At 71.2% G+C, this 16363-nt stretch carries 12 protein-coding genes, 1 pseudogene and 1 riboswitch; of the genes and pseudogenes, 8 read left to right on the top strand and 5 right to left on the bottom strand.

Annotation, left to right across the window (positions count from 1 at the left end; all coding sequences use genetic code 11):
* Positions 1-156: 156 nt before the first annotated feature.
* A riboswitch (cobalamin riboswitch) is annotated at positions 157-337 on the bottom strand.
* Positions 338-437: 100 nt separating this feature from the next.
* Positions 438-1352: a cobalamin-binding protein gene (locus ACFV2S_RS05540; protein ID WP_385554495.1), complete on the top strand. Its 915-nt coding sequence runs from the start codon at positions 438-440 to the stop codon at positions 1350-1352.
* A gap of 8 nt (positions 1353-1360) precedes the next feature.
* On the opposite strand, the pseudogene ACFV2S_RS05535 reads toward ACFV2S_RS05540, so the two are convergent.
* Positions 1361-1840: pseudogene (locus tag ACFV2S_RS05535) on the bottom strand (short-chain fatty acyl-CoA regulator family protein); the annotation flags it as partial.
* Positions 1841-2453: 613 nt separating this feature from the next.
* Here ACFV2S_RS05535 and ACFV2S_RS05530 point away from each other — a divergent pair.
* A complete protein-coding gene (locus ACFV2S_RS05530; RefSeq protein ID WP_385554493.1) occupies positions 2454-3293 on the top strand; it encodes a PP2C family protein-serine/threonine phosphatase in 840 nt (279 codons plus the stop codon).
* 236 nt (positions 3294-3529) lie between these two features.
* Positions 3530-4495, top strand: a complete 966-nt coding sequence (locus ACFV2S_RS05525; RefSeq protein WP_385554491.1) for an MASE1 domain-containing protein — start codon at positions 3530-3532, stop codon at positions 4493-4495.
* Between the two features lie 93 nt (positions 4496-4588).
* On the opposite strand, the gene ACFV2S_RS05520 is transcribed toward ACFV2S_RS05525, so the two are convergent.
* Positions 4589-5113: a peptidylprolyl isomerase gene (locus ACFV2S_RS05520; protein WP_385554489.1), complete on the bottom strand. Its 525-nt coding sequence runs from the start codon at positions 5111-5113 to the stop codon at positions 4589-4591.
* Between the two features lie 347 nt (positions 5114-5460).
* Here ACFV2S_RS05520 and ACFV2S_RS05515 point away from each other — a divergent pair, with 347 nt between their 5' ends.
* The 3 genes from ACFV2S_RS05515 to ACFV2S_RS05505 all read left to right on the top strand — a co-directional run bounded on the left by ACFV2S_RS05515 (position 5461) and on the right by ACFV2S_RS05505 (position 10200).
* Complete coding sequence (locus tag ACFV2S_RS05515) at positions 5461-7044, top strand: FMN-binding glutamate synthase family protein (RefSeq protein WP_385554487.1); 1584 nt, start codon at positions 5461-5463, stop codon at positions 7042-7044.
* A 32-nt stretch (positions 7045-7076) separates the two neighbouring features.
* Positions 7077-8795 carry a thiamine pyrophosphate-dependent enzyme gene (locus ACFV2S_RS05510; RefSeq protein WP_385554485.1) on the top strand — a complete coding sequence of 573 codons (1719 nt, stop codon included), beginning with the start codon at positions 7077-7079 and terminating at the stop codon, positions 8793-8795.
* Between the two features lie 520 nt (positions 8796-9315).
* A complete protein-coding gene (locus ACFV2S_RS05505) occupies positions 9316-10200 on the top strand; it encodes an alpha/beta fold hydrolase (protein WP_385554483.1) in 885 nt (294 codons plus the stop codon).
* Positions 10201-10422: 222 nt separating this feature from the next.
* Here ACFV2S_RS05505 and ACFV2S_RS05500 read toward each other — a convergent pair whose 3' ends face one another.
* Complete coding sequence (locus tag ACFV2S_RS05500; RefSeq protein WP_385554481.1) at positions 10423-12000, bottom strand: right-handed parallel beta-helix repeat-containing protein; 1578 nt, start codon at positions 11998-12000, stop codon at positions 10423-10425.
* A gap of 389 nt (positions 12001-12389) precedes the next feature.
* On the opposite strand from ACFV2S_RS05500, the gene ACFV2S_RS05495 reads away from it, so the two are divergent.
* A complete protein-coding gene (locus ACFV2S_RS05495) occupies positions 12390-13286 on the top strand; it encodes an alpha/beta fold hydrolase (protein ID WP_385554479.1) in 897 nt (298 codons plus the stop codon).
* A gap of 33 nt (positions 13287-13319) precedes the next feature.
* Positions 13320-13943: a GNAT family N-acetyltransferase gene (locus tag ACFV2S_RS05490; RefSeq protein ID WP_385554477.1), complete on the top strand. Its 624-nt coding sequence runs from the start codon at positions 13320-13322 to the stop codon at positions 13941-13943.
* Positions 13944-14206: 263 nt separating this feature from the next.
* Here the strand turns inward: ACFV2S_RS05490 and ACFV2S_RS05485 are convergent, their stop codons facing one another.
* Together ACFV2S_RS05485 and ACFV2S_RS05480 are read right to left on the bottom strand one after the other, a co-directional pair.
* Entirely contained in the window at positions 14207-15151 is a 945-nt protein-coding gene (locus tag ACFV2S_RS05485) for an NAD-dependent epimerase/dehydratase family protein (protein WP_385554475.1), read from the bottom strand.
* A gap of 50 nt (positions 15152-15201) precedes the next feature.
* Positions 15202-16146 carry an alpha/beta hydrolase family protein gene (locus ACFV2S_RS05480; protein WP_385554473.1) on the bottom strand — a complete coding sequence of 315 codons (945 nt, stop codon included), beginning with the start codon at positions 16144-16146 and terminating at the stop codon, positions 15202-15204.
* Between the last annotated feature and the right edge of the window lie 217 nt (positions 16147-16363).

The following is a 16363-nucleotide window of genomic DNA, read 5'->3' as shown; positions in this document are numbered from 1 at the left end:
CGCGCACGCGGGTCCTGCCGCGGGACAGGGGAAGGCGAGGACGCCTTCGTCGAGTCACGAACGCGGGGACAGGGCCTCGGGGTTCGGGTACTCCGCCGGATCACCAGGGTCGTGGTCACGTACCGGTGCCATGCGTGTCTGCTCCATCCTCGTGGACAACACGGAACACCCCACGGCCGGTATCCTGACTCCCGGATCAGCGCATGCTCTCCGGCCTTCCCGACGGATGGTTTCCGTCAGTGGCCTGACCTGCTGGAAGAGCACACTCCCCGGTCACAGTGGCGGGACCGCGCCGGAATCACACCGGCTTCCCTGCACCGCGGGCTCGTCACGAACATATAGTTGGACGTCCTAGTAAGTCCACCCCCACCCACGGCGCGGCGACGCCATCCGGACAGGCGCCGGCCGGAGCCCGGTGCACCGCCTAGGCTCGGGTCATGCGCATCGTCTCCTTGCTGCCTGCGGCGACCGACATCGTGGCCCAGCTCGGGCTGGCCGCGGACCTGGTGGGACGGACCCACGAGTGCGACTGGCCGCCGCGGGATGTGGCCGGCGTCCCGGTGGTCACGTCCGCCGAGTTCTCGTCGGACGCACTGAGCAGCCGGGAGATCTCGGCCGCGGTCGGCGGGGCCGCGCACGGCGGCTCCTCGCTCTACACCCTGGACGCCGAGGCGCTTTCCGCTCTCGCGCCCGATGTCGTGCTCACCCAGGACCTGTGCGACGTCTGCGCGGTGTCCTACGAGGCCGTCTCACGCGCGGTGCGCGTCCTCGACGGCGGTCCTCGCGTCCTCAGTCTGGAGCCCCGCACCCTGGACGACGTCCTGGACTGCCTGGTCACGGTCGGCGACCTGCTGGGCGTACGGGAGCGGGCCGAGCGGCGGCGCGAGGAACTGCGCGATCGGCTGGCCGCGGTACGCGGACTCACGGCGGGTCGGGCCCGGCCCAGGGTGGTGGCCGTCGAGTGGCTCGATCCGCTGTGGCCCGCGGGGCACTGGGTGCCCGAGCAGATCACCTGCGCCGGCGGCGAACCGCTTCTCGCCGCTCCCGGAGAGCACACGAAGCCGATGACCTGGGAGGCCGTCCGGGCCGCCCGACCCGACGTCCTCCTGGTCCTGCCCTGCGGCTTCCCGCCCGAACGGACCGTGCGCGAGCGCGACCTGCTGACCTCCCTCCCCGGGTGGGACGATCTGCCCGCGGTACGGTCCGGCGCGGTATGGGTGCTGGACGGGCCCGCCTACTTCAACCGGCCGGGCCCCCGGGTCGTACGCGGCGCGGAGGTTCTGGCGCACGTCCTCCACGGGGTCCGGGCGGGAGACCCCGTGACGACGACCGAGGCCTTCCTCCTGCCCTGATCCACGGCTCAGGCCGACGGGTCGGCGACCGGGTACGGGACGAACGTGCTGGCGTTCTGGTCGATCCGGAGCGGACGCCCGAGCGGCGGGGCCGCGCGCTGGGGGGGGCAGTCGAGGCGCTCGCAGACGCGGCAGCCCATGCCGATCGGGGTCGCCGCCGCCGCGTTGTCCAGATCCAGGCCGTCCGAGTACACCAGCCGGTGGGCGTGGCGCAGCTCGCAGCCGAGGCCGATGGCGAAGGTCTTGCCGGGTTCGCCCCAGCCGCCCCGGTGGCGGGTGAGGGCACGGGCGGTCCACAGGTAGCGCTGCCCGTCGGGCATGGCGGCGATCTGGACGTGGATGCGGCCGGGTGCGGCGAAGGCCTCGTACACGTTCCACAGCGGGCAGGTGCCGCCGGCCCGGGAGAAGTGGAAGCCGGTGGCGGACTGCCGCTTGGACATGTTGCCCGCCCGGTCGACGCGGACGAACGAGAAGGGGACCCCGCGCAGCGGGGAGGGACGTGCCGACCGTGTTGGCGCTGAGCTGCCCGAGCGTGCCGGTCCGCTCGGCCGGCCAAGCGTGGGACTCGCCCCACAAGGCCCAGTCTGGGCGTACCGAGTCTTCGTCTTGTGCGGCTGGGCCGCTGCCTCGTGCTGGTCCTCCGCTTGCTTTCGTGTCCAGCGCGGCAAGGATCGCCGCAAGGTCGTAGGCGTCGGACGCTCCGCCGACCGGCCCAGCCCCCGGCCCGCAGTGACGCACGCCGACTGCGCGCCTACCGGATCGACGGCATCCCCTCCATCCTCGCGGCCGGCCCTGGATCGCTCGGCGCCCCCGCGGGGAGCGGAAGGCTCGGCAACACCCGCTACCGGATCGACGCGGACGCCCGGTTCCTGCGCCTCCGGGACCGACTCGGCGGGCGAGGTCGTTCCACCCGGCGTGGCCACGGTGTGCCGGGGCGTGGAGCAGGGCGCGCCCGGGTCCGCGGTAGCCATGAGATGCGGACGCTGTCCCCTCCGGGCAGAGTGGGAAGGACCTGTTCGTACCGAGGTGGTCCCGTGCGGTCCCGCGTGCTGGAGACCGGGACGGAATGATGTGAGGATTGTCGTGACGTCGGAGTGATCGATGTTCCGCAGACGGCCGGCCGACAGCAGCGAGGACCTTCTGGTCCGGCTCGGGTCGCTGACCGCCAGGGCGCGGGAACTGGCCGAGACGCAACGTTCCCGTGTCGAGCTCGCCGTGGCCCTGCAGCGCGAGATGCTGCCTTCGGACCTGCCCAGTCTTCCGGGCGCCCGGCTGGCCGTGCGCTACGAGCCCGCCAACCACGGGCTCAACGTCGGCGGTGACTGGTACGACGCCTTCTCCCTGCCCGGCGGGCAGATCGGCATGTCCATCGGTGACGTGCAGGGACACAACATCGAGGCCGCCGCCTTCATGGGACAGGTCCGCGTGGCACTGCGCGCGCTGGCCTCCGTCACCGCGGACCCGGGAGAGCTGCTCAGTCGCACCAACGACCTGCTCATCTCTCTGGGCGCCGACCTCTTCGCCACCTGCACCTTCCTGCGGCTCGACCCCGCTGCCGGCACCCTGGAGTGCGCCCGGGCCGGTCACATCCCCCACATCTGGGCCACCTCCGACGGCCGCTCCGGCATCGACGACAGCGAGGGCGGGCCTCCGCTCGGTGTGCTGCGCGGCGTCGACTACCCGGCCACGTGCCACCGGCTCACCGCCGACGGTGTCTTCGTCCTCCTGACCGACGGGGTGGTGGAGGGGCCCTCGCTCCACGTCGACGAGGGTCTGGACCGGGTGACGCGGCTCGCCGGGATCACCGCCGTCGCCGGACTGGACGTCGACGCGCTCGCCACCGCCGTCATGAAGCTGGCGGCCACGGTGGGGCACGAGGACGACGCGGCCGTCCTGGTCGTCGGCCATGACGGCGGCCCGGCCCGGCCGGCAAAGGAGTGAGGGAGGGGGCCGCCTCGGGCCAGGTCGGGAATCGGGCCGGGTCGGGACTCGGGCCGGGTCGGGACTCGGGCCGGGTCAGGCCTCGGGCCGGGTCCGGCCCCGTGTCGGGTCGGACCCGTGTCGGACGGCGGCGCCCGACACGCAGGGGCCTTGCCCGGCCGTGGCGGCCCGGCCGGTGTCTGATGGCTGACGTGTTGGATATTCGGCAGTTCCGGTCCCCTACGGAGACGGCTCTGATGTCGCTGGCCGTGGCGGTTTGCTACTACGCGGCCGGACGACTCGGCCTACTGGGCCGCTTCGTCGTCGAAGGCGTGGTGGTCACCCCCATCTGGCCGCCCACCGGCGTCGCCGTCGCCGCCCTGCTGCTGCTCGGCGCGCGGGTCTGGCCTGGGATCGCCCTCGGCTCCTTCCTCGTCATCGCCTCCCTCACCACTCCGGGGCCCACCACAGTGGTCACCGTGGTCAGCAACACCGTCGCGCCGCTCTGCGCCTACCTGCTGCTGCGACGGGTCGGCTTCCGGCTCGACATGGCGCGGTTGCGGGACGGACTCTCCCTGGTCTTCCTCGGCGGGTTCGGCGCCATGCTGATCAGCGCGACCGCGGGGGTCGGACTGCAGGTGGCGAAGAGCTCCCTGGACACGAGCGAGTTCTGGCCCGTCTGGCTGGCCTGGTGGGTGGGCGACACGATGGGGGTGCTGCTCGTCGCCCCGCTCCTGCTCGTCCTCGCGGGGCCGGCCGGACGGTTCCGGGTGCGGCGCTGGAAGGAGGCGGCCTTTCTGGGGCTGACGGCCCTGGTCCTCATGCCCTTGGCCGTGTTCAGCTCGACGAGCATGCTGTTCCTCGTCTTCCCCCTGCTGATCTGGGCGGCGCTCCGCTTCCAGCTCGCCGGAAGCATGCTGTGCGCGCTCTTCGCCTCCGTGCTCGCCACCTTCGAGGCGACCTCCGGACGGGGCGCGTTCCTCCATCTGACGGACGTCGAGATCATGGCCAAGCTCCAGGCGTTCAACGGTTCCGCCGCCCTGACCGCCCTGCTTCTCGCCTCCGTCATCACCGAGCAGCGTGCGACCCGCCGGTCGGTGCGCCGCGCCTGCCAGGAACTGGCGGAGGTCCTGGAGCACCTCGCGGCGGGCGAGCCCTCACCGGGTCCGCCCGGCGCCGTCGAGAGCCGGGCTGCCCCACCCGGCGGGCTCCTCGATCCGTGATCCCCTGAGCCGCTGAGCCTTCGAGTGTCGCCGCGAGCCGACCCCGCACGCCGCCAGGCATGTTCGTCGTGGACGCGGCGACAACGCGGTGCGTCAGTGCCGGCAGGACAGCCGGACGTGAAGCAGCTCGGTCCGCAGTGCGGGGGTGCCGTCGACAGGTGCCGGGTTCTCCGCGGTCGGCTCGATGCCTCCGGCGGCGACCTTGTCGAGCGTCGCCAGACCGGCGGGGCCGACCGTGCCGAACACCGTGTAGTTCGGTCGCAGCGCGGAGTCCCCGTAGACGACGAAGAACTGTGAGCCGTTCGTGTTCGGGCCGGCGTTGGCCATCGCCAGCAGGCCGCGTCCGTAGAGCCGGCGCGCGCCCGTGGGATCGGTGGCCGCGGGCGGCAGGTCCACCGGCAGTTCGTCCTTGTACTTGTACCCGGGCCCGCCCTCACCGGTGCCGGTCGGGTCGCCGCACTGCAGGACCTTCAGCGTCGGGTACGCCGTCAGGCGGTGACACACCGTACGGTCGTAGAAACCGTGCCGTGTCAGGTGCAGGAAACTCTGGACCGTGCACGGCGCCTTGGCCCGGTCCAGGCGCAGCGGAAGCGGGCCCTGACTCGTCGGAACAGCCAAGTCGACCGTGCCACGAGCAGGGGTGTGCCGTGGGTCGGGCGGCAGCGGAACACGGCGCGCCGGAGGCTCGTCCGGGGTCTGGCTGTACTGGCAAGGACCGTGCGTGGTGCGCGGCGGAGCGCTGTCGGAAGCGGTGGCGACACTCCCGCCGGTCACCACTAGCGTCGCGGCCGCGAATGCACTGATCAGTGCTCGTCTCATCTTGCACGCCCTCCCGATGATCTCCAGGTCTTGGAGCGGTCGCAGTCTAGGGCGCGGCGTGGCCTGCGGGAGTGGGATTTCCGGCCGATCAGCGTGACCGGAGCCCTCCATGCTTGGCTCCGCCCATCCGGGACAGACGGCCGTCCATGGTGAAGATTCTTCCCGTGGCACTCGCCGCGCTCGCCTCCGGCCTTCTGGCTTTCGCCGTGTCCCCCTGGTGGTGGTGCGCGGCCGGGCCCGCCCTGCTGCTCGCGGCGGTCGCCGCGTACGACCTCGCGCAGCGGCGCCACTCGATCCTGCGCAACTACCCGGTCCTGGGACACCTGCGGTTCGCGATGGAGGCGATCCGGCCCGAGGTGCAGCAGTACTTCGTCGAACGGAACGTCGACGGCGTGCCCTTCGACCGCGACACCCGCTCCATCGTGTACGAGCGCTCCAAGGGGACGGACGGCGAGGACCCCTTCGGTACGGAGCTGGAGCTGGAGCGTCCCGGCACCGAGTACCTCGTCCCGTCCATGGCCCCGCGCCCGGTGCCGACCGCGCCGCCCAAGGTCCGGATCGGCGGCCCCGGCTGCGCCCGGCCCTACGACATGGCCCTGCTCAACGTGTCGGCGATGAGCTTCGGCGCCCTGTCCCACCGGGCGATACGCGCCCTGAACGAGGGGGCCCGGCGCGGCGGCTTCGCGCACGACACCGGCGAGGGCGGGATGTCCGAGCACCACCTCGCCCCCGGCGGGGACCTCGTCTGGGAGATCGGCACCGGATACTTCGGCTGCCGCGGCGAGGACGGCGGCTTCGACCCGCGCCAGTTCGCGGAGAAGGCCGCACTCGACCAGGTCGCCTGCGTCCTGCTGAAGATCAGCCAGGGCGCCAAGCCCGGCATCGGAGGCGTACTGCCCGGCTCCAAGGTCGACCGCGAGATCGCCGCCGTCCGGGGCGTCCCCCAGGGCCGCACCGTGATCTCCCCGCCGTACCACCGCGTCTACCGGACTCCCCGGGAGCTGGTGCGGTTCCTCGACCACATGCGGGAGCTCTCCGGGGGCAAACCCGTGGGCTTCAAGCTGTGCGTGGGATCGCGCCGCGAATTCCTCGCCGTCTGCAAGGCGATGCTGGAGGAGGACATCACGCCCGACTTCATCGTCGTCGACGGGGCGGAGGGCGGCACCGGGGCCGCGCCGCTGGAGTTCGCGGACACCGTCGGCCTTCCCCTCACGGAAGGCCTGACGACCGTCCACCGCGCGCTCGTCGGCGCGGGCCTGCGCGACCGGATACGGATCGGCGCCTCCGGCAAGGTCGCCACCGGCAGCGACATCGTCAAGCGGCTGATCCAGGGCGCCGATTACACGAACTCGGCCCGGGCCATGATGTTCGCGCTCGGGTGCATCCAGGCACAGCGCTGCCACACCAACACCTGTCCCGTCGGGGTCGCCACCCAGGACCGCAGGCGCGCCCGGGCCCTCGACGTCGAGGACAAGGCACTGCGCGTCCAGCGCTTCCAGGAGGCGACGGTCAAGAGCGCCCTGCAGATCATGGCGGCCATGGGCGTCGACGATCCGAGCGGACTCGGGCCCGGCATGCTCCTGCACCGGGTGGGGCCGAACGCCGTCCGGTCCCATGCCGAGCTGTACGCACCCCTCGAACCGGGGCAGCTCCTCTCCGCCGCATCGATGCCGGCCGCGTGGGCAGGCGACTGGAACGCGGCACATCCTGACCGGTTCACGCTCCTGTGAACCGCCCGACGTCCTTCCTGAAGGGAGACCCCATGACCCGTACCGTCGCGCAGGTGATCGTCGACGGTCTCGCGGACCTCGGCGTCGGCCACGTCTTCGGCGTGGTCGGCGACGCCCTCAATCCCGTCACCGATGCCATCCGGACCACCGAGGGAATCGACTGGACCGGCTTCCGCCACGAGGAGGCCGCGGCCTTCGCCGCCGGCGCCCGGGCCCAGCTCTCGGGCGACCTCGCGGTCTGCATGGGCACCGTGGGCCCGGGGTCGGTGCACCTGCTCAACGGGCTGTACGACGCGGCCAAGAGCGGTGCGCCGGTCCTGGCGATCTGCGGCCAGGTGCCGCTGTCGGAGCTGGGCGGAGACTACTTCCAGGAGGTGGACAACGACCTCCTCTTCCGGGACGTGGCCGTGTACCGGGCCACCGTGACCTCCCCCTCCCAGATGCCGCGGCTGCTGGAGTCGGCGGTACGGGCGGCGGTGACGCGGCGGGGTGTTGCCGTACTGACCGTGCCCGGGGACCTCGGCGACCAGAAGGTCGACGACGACAGGCCCGCGCGGTTCGCGCTCCCCCGGCCCGCCGTGACCCGTCCCGACGACCCGGCGCTGGCCGAGGCGGCCGACGCGATCGCCGCGGGCTCCCGGGTCACGCTCCTCGTGGGGCGGGGCGCGCAGGGCGCCCGCGCGGAGGTGCTGCGCACGGCCGAGCTCCTCGCGGCCCCCATGGTGCTGACCCTGAAGGGCAAGGAGGGCTTCGAGGAGGACAATCCGTACGAGGTCGGCCAGACCGGCCTGATCGGCAACCCCGGCGCCGCCCACGCCATGGACACCTGCGACACGCTGATCATGCTGGGGACGGACTTCCCCTACCGCGACTGGTACCCGAAGGACTGCCGTGTCGTGCAGATCGACGTGCGCGAGGAGCACCTCGGCCGCCGCGTCCCGGTGGACGTGGGTCTCACCGGGGACGTGGCCGCGACGCTGCGGGCGCTGCTGCCCCTGCTCACCCCCCTCTCGTCGCGGGACCACCTCGACGAGGCACTCGAACGGTTCGCACGCTGGGAGAAGGGCCAGGCGAACCTGGCCGACCCCGCCCACGACACCCGTCTGCTCGGACGCGTACGGGCGATGTTCGACAACCGCGTGGAACAGATCCGCCCCGAGGCGCTGGCGGCCGCGGTCGACCGGCACGCGGCGGACGACGCGATCTTCACCTCGGACACCGGCATGGCCACGGTCTGGCTCTCGCGTCTCGTACGGATGCGCGGCACCCGTCGGCTGATCGGCTCCTACAACCTGGGGTCGATGGCCAACGCGATGCCCCAGGCCATCGGGGCCCAGCTGTGGGCTCCCGACCGCCAGGTGGTCGCCTTCTGCGGCGACGGCGGCCTCGGCATGCTGCTGGGCGACCTGATGACCATCCGCTCCGAACAGCTGCCGGTCAAGCTCGTCGTCTTCGACAACGGCCGTCTCGGCATGGTCAAGCTGGAGCAGGAGCAGGCAGGGCTGCCCGAATTCGGAACGGTCCTCGACAACCCCGACTTCGCCGCGGTCGCCGAAGCCCTCGGGCTGACGGGGATCCGCGTCACCGAACCCGGCGAGCTGGACGAGGCCGTGCGCCGGGCGCTGGCCCTCCCCGGCCCGGTGCTCCTGGACGTCGTGACGAACCCCGACGAGGTGGCGGTACCGGGCAGACCGACGGTGTCGCAGGGCTGGGGCTTCGCCATCGCCAAGATCAAGGAGAACCTGCCGTAGAGCGAGGAGGGCGACGGACGCGCCGCCGGTACGGGACCCGGGCCCGGACCGGCGGCGCGCCCGTGCGCGCGCTCCGCAGAGGCGACGGTGTACTGGGGAAAGGGGACGGTGGGCGGGGAGCTGCGGCGTACGCGCATCTCCCTGCGGTGCGTGGCGGCGTGCGTGGGGGCCCGCACCCTTGCCTGGTGCGGGCCCCGCACGGATACCGGCGCGTTCACGGCAGGGGGCCGTGGATCACGCGGCGTGAGCGTGTCCCTTCGCTCAGGGCTCTTGTGCCCCAGCCTCAGGAATCCATGCTTCCCCTTTTTTGGGCGGACCCCTCGGGTCAGGGAGGACGACCCGCCCCGGAGCCCGCAGGCCCTCTCAGAGCACTTTAATGCCGGTCGCAATGAAGACGATCTCCGGCGAAGTACCCCGTCCCGACAGCCCTGTTGACACTATTCGTGCAAGGGCGTCTCCTTCGCTGCGGCGCCGTCGTCACGCCGGGCAGACGGAGACCGATCAGATGGGAGAGGTCCGCATGACCACGCGCACTCCACAGGAACTCGCCGTCCCCGTTCAAGGAGGCGACCTCGCCGTGACGCGCTGGCCCGGCGATGGGCCCGCAGTCATCGCCGTTCACGGCATCACGGGCAACAGTCTGTCCTTCGGTGCCGTGGCCGAGCGGCTCGGCGACGTCGATCTGTACGCCCCGGACCTGCGCGGCCGGGCTCACAGCGCCGGCCTGCCCGCTCCCTACGGGATTCCCGCCCACGCCGAGGACATCCTTGTCCTCCTCGAACACCTGGGCCTGCGTCAGGTTCTGCTCCTCGGCCACTCGCTGGGGGCCTTCATCGCCGCGTTGGCGGCCGCGCGACACCCGGAACGGTTCCCGCGCGTGGTCCTCGTCGACGGAGGCCTCGGATTCCCCGTTCCGGGCGGCGCGGACCTCGACGCGGTGATCGAGTCGGTCATCGGCCCGGCGATGCGGCGGCTCAGGACGACCTTCCCGGACGGCGACGCATATCGCGCGGTCTTCCGTGAGCACCCGGCGTTCACGGCCCACTGGGGTCCGCACGTCCAGGCGTACGTGGACCGCGACCTGGTCGGCGAGCCCCCGGAGATGCGCAGCAGCTGTGCCCTGGACGCGGTCCGTGCCGACGGCGCGGGTCCCATAGGCGACCTGGAGACTCTTGGCGCCATCCACCAGCGGGAGGTACGCGGCACCCTGCTGTGGGCGGAGCGAGGAGTGATGAACGAGCCTCAGGGGCTCTACGACGAGGGGCGGCTCGCCGCGGCCGACCTGTCCCCGGACCGGATCACCACCCGGCGGGTCGACGACACCAACCACTACACGATCCTGTTCGCGGAGCATGCGACGGCAGCCGTCGCGGAAGCCGTACGCGGGGAGCTGAAGCAGATGTAGGAGCAGATGCAGTACCGGATCCGACGTGACGCGGCTGCACCTCCGCGTGGCCGGACAGGCGCCGCACGGCCAGCTCATCGCCGTACGGCGCCTTCGGTCCGGCCACGAACGCCGCGGTCCCCGGAGTCGTACGGGCTGCCTGCTGGCGGCGTCGACGGCTGCTGCGGCCGCGACCTGCCACTGGTACGACCCGCTCGGCCGCACCCGTAGGCCAGGGGACGGTCAGATCGTGTTCAGTACGGACGTGGTGCCCGTGCCGTTGTCCGTGATCGCGGGCGTGCCGGAACCGCGGGCGGTGAGGTCGTTGCCGACGAGCCAGGTGCCGCTGGAGCCCGCCATCACGCCGATCGCGCCCCCCGAGGTGCCTCCGGTGACCACACCTACGGTGGTGGCCTGGACGAACGTGCCCACCGCGTTGCCGCCGACGCGGACGGCGTAGCCAGTGGCTCCGGTGATCTGGTTGCCCCGCAGGGTGGCGCCGTTCACGCCCGTGTTGATGCCGGGGCCGGTCGTGGTGAGGACGGTGTTGTCGGCGACGAGGGCGGCGGTGGAGCCGCTGTCGACGCCGATGCCGTCGCCCTGGATGTCCGTGAGGGTGTTCCGGGCGACGAGGGCACCAGGGGAGCTCTGGACGTGAATGCCCTGGCAGTTACCGGTGGGGGTCAGGCGCACGGTGGTTCTGATGGTGTTGCGGGTGAGAGTGAGACCGTCGGTCTGCGCGACGTAGATGCCGGCCTCGCCCTTCACCGACTCGACGGTGTTGCCGGAGACGGTGATGTCGCGGTGACGGGCTCCGCCGGCGGCGACGGTGGCGGAGATGCCGCCGCTGCCGTCGACTCCGCGGACCGTGTTGCCGCTGACGGTGATGCCGCTGAGGCCGTTGCCCTGGGGCGAGTTGAGGTAGATGCCGTGCAGCGCGACGTCGGTGACCGTGTTGTCGGCGATGACGGAGTCCTGCCAGTCGGCGGCACGGATGCCGAACGCGCCGCTCTTCTGGACCGTGTTGCCGATGACCCTGATCCGCCGGTGGAAGACGCCCTTGGCGCCCCAGTGGTCCCCGCACAGGGCCCCGAACGGCCCGGTCGTGGTGCCGGCGCGCAGGGTGCAGCCGGTGATGAGGATGTCCTCGCAGCCAGTGGCGTCGTAGGCGGGGGCGGGCAGGTTCCCCTCGGTGGCGCAGGTGATCTGAACGGCTTCCTTGGTGGTGAGGCCGGCGCCGTCGCCGGGGTGGTGGCCGTCGAAGACACAGTTCACGACGGCCGCGTTCCGGACCGCGTTCAGCTCGACGGCATGTGCCGAGGGGGTGTCGACGAAGGTGCAGTCCTTGACCAGGATGCCTTCGCAGTGGGCGAAGCCGACGGCGTCGCTCTGCTTGCTGAACTGGGCGCCGCGCATGTCCCAGGTGCCGCCGAGGACGGCGATGTTCCCCGCGCCCGCGTAGCCGTACACGGGGGTGAGGGAGTCGAAGTTCTTGATCAACGCGCCGCTGTCCTTGGTACGGACGATGCGGGCGCCGTAGGCGGACACGACGGTGTCGGCGGCGAGGACGAGGCTCACGCCGACGGGGTACGTGCCGGGCGGCACCAGCAGGGTGGCCGCGCCCGGTACGGCCTTCACCGCCGCGAGGGCGCCCTGGAAGGCCGCGGTGTCGTCGGTGACGCCGTCGCCCTTCGCGCCGTGGGCGGTGACGTCCACGACGACCCCGCCGGCGGCCGCGGCGGACGGCGCGCCCAGCACCGACGCGCCACCCCAAGCTCCTACGAATCCGCCCATGGCCAGCATCAACGCACGACGTTCCATGCGCCCCCCCTTGTTGTCTTGACGTGTGACAGGAGCGTACGGCAGGGGTGTCGGGGGCCTGTCGCCGGAGAGTGCAGGCGAGCGAAGGCAGCCGGACCGGGCGCTCTCTGCCGATTCCATGGGTGAACTGACGGGTGAACTGACGGGTGCCCTGGTGGCGTCAGGCACCTCGGGCGAGACACCCACGCATCTGTCCGTTGTGGCGAGGACAAGACAGTGCCCGTATCCGTCCGCGGGACACATTCGTTGGCCATGCATGAATGTCCACGGCGTGAGCTGCCTGCCACCGCGACCATGCGGTCCTGCCCCTGCGGCGACGGCATCCGAACAACTGACGGACCACCTCCGCGTGCCCGTCGGCCTCTCCGCCTCGCTGACGAGGAGGACATGTGAGTGAAGAGGTTGTTCCGCTGAGTCACGAGGGCTTCCGCTACTCGTGTCGGGTCAATCGCCGACCCGACGGATCCGACCCGCCGGTCTTCCTCTTCGGAGGCGCACTGCACCGCAATCACGGGTGGGCCAGAAGGCTGGAGAAGGTACTCGCTTCGCAGAGTGCTGTCGTCACCGTCGACCTGCCGGGGTTCGGGGCGGCCGATCCCGCGCCTCCGTCCTGCGACGCTTCGTTCCTCGCGGAAGCGGCGTGGCGCGCTGTCGAATGCCTGCGCTTCAGCCAGTACGACCTCGTCGGGCAGTGTCTGGGCGGGTTCGTGGTGCAGCAGATGCTGCACCAGCCTCGGCCCGGGCTTCGCAGTGTCGTTCTCTCGGGCGTGTCCGCGGGTCCATGGCCCAGTCCGCAGCTGCGAGCCCAGCTGCAGAGCGCCGAAGTCGCCAGTGACTGTGGGGACCGGATCACCCTGCTCGACGTGGCCACCCAATTGTTCTTCGGTTCCGCGGCAGAGTCCGAGGAACGAGCGGAGCAGTCCTCCGTACCCCTGTTCAGGGACCGGATCAGTGCGCTGGAACCGGGGGTCCTCGAAGACCTTCGGAACCATCTGTACCGCGACTGGTTCCCGTCGGGGCACGCCACTTCGCCCTTGCCCGACGTACCGGTATCTGTGTTCACCGGCGTGAACGACATCCTGACGCCGCCCAGCGATGCGCACCGGCTGGCCATGAGCTACCCGCGCGGGAGGTTCGCTGTCGTCGAGAACGCAGGACACATGATCCACGTCGAGCAGCCGGACGAGTACGGGAAGATGGTGGCGTCGTGCTTGAGCGGCGGTTTCGGTGCCATCCCTCACGCTCGCGTGCTCGAAGCATCGGAACGGCTGGCCGAAAGCACATGAATCACATCACCCCGCTCTACAGGCGTACCGCCCGTGAATGAGGCCCTTGCACATCGCTCCGGCCGGTTCGTCCTTCTTCGGGAACTCGCTCCGGCCGACCTGGACCGGGCAGCTGAGATGTGGGGCGACTCCGGTGCCACGCGATATCTGACCGCGGATCCGATGAGCAGGCAGATGGCCAAGGACACCATCGAGTCCGCCGTCCGGTGTGCCGCGTCGCCCCAGCGCCGGACCTACCACCTGGGTGTCGCCCAACACGACGACAATGCGCTCATCGGCAGCGTGGCGGTCAATCTGGAGGGGAGGAGCAGCGCGTACGTGCACTCCTTCATCCTTCATCCGCGCGCACGCAATCTGTCCCTCGCCGGTGCCGAAGCGGCTCAGCTGACGGCGGCGTTCTGCTTCCAGGAACTCGGGCTGCACCGGTTCTGGTGCATGTGCCGGGAGGACAACACCAGAGCCAGGCGTCTCTACCTGAGCCTCGGGATACAGCAGCAAGGTCTCTTCCGTGAGGTCGACTTCAAGGAGGGCCGCTGGCACAATCACCTGATTTTCGACTGGCTGGCGCCGCACTGGGAATCCCGACGCAAACCTCCGCCCCAGCGTCGGATTCGGGACACGGTCGCGACCCACACCAACCGCCTTCTGCATCAATGATGCCTGCGGCGCCGTTCTCGGCTGGCCAATACAGGCGGGGAGAGGCGAGCTACGGCATCCATGCTGCCTGGTGAGAGCGGATGGCTCACTTCGATGTGCCGGAGTGACAGCGCGCGTCGTCAAGCCAGCGGATCGTCGCCCCTCGTCGGGAAGACCGAACTCCGCACGGAGGTGTACCGAGAGACCGAGCGCAGGGGGCCTGCCCGCTGGTCAGCGACGGGCAGTCCCACCGCTCCGGCCCCACCGAACTCGGCCTGTCGGGTTCAGTTGTCGTGGCCTGCGCGCAGCCAGGCGATGTAGTCGGCGGCCGCCCGGTCGGTGTCGTACTCGGGTCGGTAGCCGGTGTCTCCGGTGAGACGGCTGATGTCGAGCACCAGGTGGGGTGCGCCGTCGCCCGTGGCGAGATCGACCCGGGCGTCGGGGACCGCCTTCTTGATGGCGCGGCTGATCTGGGCGTTGGTGGTGGAGCGGCCGGATCCGACGTTGTAGGTCCGGTGGTTCAGCGTGTGCGCGAGTTGGAGGAGGGCGATCGCGCGTCCGGTGTCCTTGACGTAGGTGAGGTCGAGCCCGTCTTCGGCGGAGGCAGGGTGGAGGAGGTGACTGAGGTCCGCTGCGGTGCCGCGGGCGGCGGCGTGGACCAGGGCGGGGGCGGCGAAGAAGGGGTCCAGGTGCCCGAGCGGGCCCCAGGTGCCGGAGATGCGGTAGTTGACGATGTCGAGGCCGGTGGTGTCGGCGAGGAAGCCGCCGAGCATTTCTCCGACCTTCTTGAAGGTGGGGATGGAGACGGCCGCGTTCATCGACAGCGGGGCGTCCTCGCGCAGCGGTCCGTGGTTCGCGGCGCCGAAGTAGACGCCGATCGTGCTGGCGATGCCGAGGCGCCTCACGCCCCACTCCTGGGCGGCCTCGGCGATGTTCAGGAGCCCGCCGATGGCCTTTCGGGTCGCGTCGACGGGCGCGTCGGGGGTGGGCGGCCAGGGGTAGGAGCCGGCCAGATGGACGATGCCGGTGATGTCGTGGCGTCGGCCGACGGCCAGGAGGGCCTCGCGGTCGGTGATGTCCGCCTGCTCGACCCGCACCGGTTCTCCGGCGAGTACGGGCGGGAGCGCGCGGGCGCGGCGCTGGACCACGACGCAGTCTTCGCCCAGGTCGAGCAGGGCGCGCACGGTATGGGATCCGATGAAGCCGAGGCCTCCGGTGACGAGGATCATGGGGTGTCCCTATGCGTATCGTTGTCGGGCGTCGGCGGTGGGGTGGTTGCTCACTTGCTCCTCAGCTCCCCCAGCGGGTCGGGGTCTTCCTCCAGGGCGGTGCCCGCCGCCTTCCAGCCGGCCTCGTCGCCCAGCAGGGTCTTGGACAGGAATGCCGTGGTGAGGTGCTGGATCAGGGCGACGCGCGCCGGGTTCTCGTCGGTGGTCTCGGCGACCTCGTGCCCGGCGATGCCGCCGAGCGAGTGCTCCGCACCGAAGAGGGTGAGCAGGCTCTTGTCGGCGGGGCTGTGGGTGTACGGGTCGGTGAACCAGTCCGGTCCGCGGGTGGACAGGTGGGACTGGTCCTGGTCGCCGGCGACGATGAGGGCCGGCGCGGTCATCGTGTCGAACGACGGCCTCATGAAGGGGAAGTGCTCGGCGGCGAACGGGGTCAGATCGTCACCCAGGCCGGTCAGGGCCAGCAGCACTCCCGCCTTGACGCGAGGGTCGGACATGTCCTCGCCGGGCGCACCGTCGGGGTTGAGGACCCGGGCGCCCAGCAGGGTGCTGACGGTCTGCGCTCCCCAGGAGTGACCCGCGACGGCGACGCGGGTCGGGTCGACTCGCCCGGCGAGGCGGGGGACGGACGCCTCCAGGACGTCGAGTCCGTTCAGTACGGACGTGATGTCCTCGATGCGGTGGCGCCAGATCAGCGGGGTGCGAGGGTCCTCGGCAGGGATGCCGAGCGTCCGGGAGTCCAGGTGGGTCGGCTGGACGACCACGAAGCCGTGCGCGGCCCAGTGGTCGGCCAGGGGGGCGTAGCCGTTCATCGACCAGCCGAAGCCGTGCGAGAAGATCACGACGGGCAGGTCTCCGCCGGCCGCAGGCGCGGACACGCGCACCTGGAGGTCCGCGCCCCGGCCGCGAGGGGCGTTCAGGACGACCGGCTTCACGGACACCACCGCGGCGGTTGCGTCCGCGGGATTCCGGGCGATCAGGGCGTTCGAGTGGGACATGAGAGTGCCTTCCGATCAGGGTCTTCGCCCGTCGGCGGCCCGGCGGCGGACGAGGGGCGGCGCCGTGGGACCTGCCGTGGCGGGAGCGGGCGGCGCTCGCGTGCTTCCGGCTCCCCGAGGGCGCGCGGACACGACGAGCTGGCCACCGGCCCCGTGGTCTGACATCATTCAATGAAACGGAACCTTGTTCCACTTACGATACGGAACGCTGTTCCGG

The sequence above is a fragment of the Streptomyces sp. NPDC059695 genome (genome assembly GCF_042733785.1).
Classification (GTDB): Bacteria; Actinomycetota; Actinomycetes; order Streptomycetales; family Streptomycetaceae; genus Streptomyces.
This window is presented reverse-complemented; position numbering and strand designations above follow the sequence as displayed.

Coding starts and splice junctions, on each gene's coding strand:
- ACFV2S_RS05540 (WP_385554495.1), top strand. CDS start 438: ATGCGCATCGTCTCCTTGCTGCCTGCGGCGACCGACATCGTGGCCCAG.
- ACFV2S_RS05530 (WP_385554493.1), top strand. CDS start 2,454: ATGTTCCGCAGACGGCCGGCCGACAGCAGCGAGGACCTTCTGGTCCGG.
- ACFV2S_RS05525 (WP_385554491.1), top strand. CDS start 3,530: ATGTCGCTGGCCGTGGCGGTTTGCTACTACGCGGCCGGACGACTCGGC.
- ACFV2S_RS05515 (WP_385554487.1), top strand. CDS start 5,461: ATGGTGAAGATTCTTCCCGTGGCACTCGCCGCGCTCGCCTCCGGCCTT.
- ACFV2S_RS05510 (WP_385554485.1), top strand. CDS start 7,077: ATGACCCGTACCGTCGCGCAGGTGATCGTCGACGGTCTCGCGGACCTC.
- ACFV2S_RS05505 (WP_385554483.1), top strand. CDS start 9,316: ATGACCACGCGCACTCCACAGGAACTCGCCGTCCCCGTTCAAGGAGGC.
- ACFV2S_RS05500 (WP_385554481.1), bottom strand. CDS start 12,000: ATGGAACGTCGTGCGTTGATGCTGGCCATGGGCGGATTCGTAGGAGCT.
- ACFV2S_RS05485 (WP_385554475.1), bottom strand. CDS start 15,151: ATGATCCTCGTCACCGGAGGCCTCGGCTTCATCGGATCCCATACCGTG.
- ACFV2S_RS05480 (WP_385554473.1), bottom strand. CDS start 16,146: ATGTCCCACTCGAACGCCCTGATCGCCCGGAATCCCGCGGACGCAACC.